General features: G+C 64.4%; 1 protein-coding gene. It reads left to right on the plus strand.

Annotation, left to right across the window (positions count from 1 at the left end):
• On the plus strand, positions 1-1,470 hold a 1,470-nt coding region (locus IH26_RS0152410; RefSeq protein WP_030443797.1), incomplete at both ends, for a hypothetical protein.

Raw genomic sequence — 1,470 nt, forward strand, 5'->3', positions numbered from 1 at the left:
GACGCCGGCTGATCCGTACGGGCAGGGTTTCTCGAATCAGACGGCGCTGGGCTGGGACGGCAACTATTGGCCGGCGTTCGGGTATCTGTCGGGTTCGTTCTTCGCCCGGGGGGTGAACAGCACCTACAACGCGGGCGGCACGAGCATCTGCGGCGGCATGTACTCGTTCAGTGCTTACACCTACGGCGGGAACCCGGGCGCCCAGTCGGTGCAGTGGACCCAGGACGCCGGTTATCTGCCGGCGATGAAAACCACCCGTACCTCGGGCACCGTGGGTATCAGCATCAAGGACTTCGCGGACAAGGTGACCATCGGCGGGAACCCGTTCGTGCTGGTCTACACCCGGGTCTCGATCACCAACAACGGCACCAGCTCGGTGACCGTGCCGCCGGGTGGTAGCGGCCCCAACCTGCTGCGGCTGACCAGCACCGCCCTGGACACCGTCGCACCGGGGGCGACCAGCAACCACGACTTCGTGGTCGCGATCGACAACTTCGGCACCGGCGCCACCCTGCCCACCGGCAGCACCCTGCAAGCCGGCGCGCCCAGCTACGACACCGCCTACCACCAGATGACCACCTACTGGAACAGCCGCCTCGCCGACACCACCACGCTCACCCTCCCCGATCTCAGCCTGCCGAACACCGGCGGGCTGACCAACCCCGGCACCGCGATGATCAACGCCTACAAAGCCGGCACGATCTACAACCTGATGATGCAGGTCGGCATGGCCGAATTCTCCGCGGCCAACAACTACGCCTGGCTACTCAACCACGACGTCCCCGGCGAACTGACCACCAAATTCGAGACCGGCGACTTCCACGACGCGCAAAACCTGCTACTGACCGCCCGGATCTCCGAACAAACCACCTTCGACGAAGTCGGCGCGAACTGGTACTGGGACGGCGTCTGGAAAACCATGGGCGCCTGGGCCCAATACCTCGCCCAAACCGGCGACACCACCTTCATCAACCAGTACTTCCACGACGACGCCACCACCGCGAGTAAATGGGGGCCCAGCCTCTACACCATCGCCCGCAACCGCTACACCTCCCAACTCGCCGCCGACGGCACCCTGGCCGAAAACTTCGACAACGACTCCACCGGACGGTGGCTGTTCTCCAACTTCTCCGCCCTGCAAATGCTCGCCTCCTACCGCTACATCGCCACCAAAATCGGCCAAACCGCAGAGGCCAGCTGGGCCGACACCGCCTACACCAACCTGCTCAACTCCCTGAACACCGTCATCGGCCGCAACCAAACCAGCAACGGCTTCAACTACCTGCCCTGCGAAGTCGACAAACCCAACACCGCGAACCGGTGCAACACCTACAACGACGCCAACTGGGCCTCACCCGGCTGGGTCGGACAAAACCAGTGGTCCACCATGCTCGCCGGCGGCACCCTGACCGGCATCATCGGCGACCCCGGACAAATCGACCGCATGTACGCATGGGGCTTCAACCGGCT

The sequence above is a fragment of the Actinoplanes subtropicus genome, assembly GCF_000721705.1.
Taxonomy (GTDB): domain Bacteria; phylum Actinomycetota; class Actinomycetes; order Mycobacteriales; family Micromonosporaceae; genus Actinoplanes; species Actinoplanes subtropicus.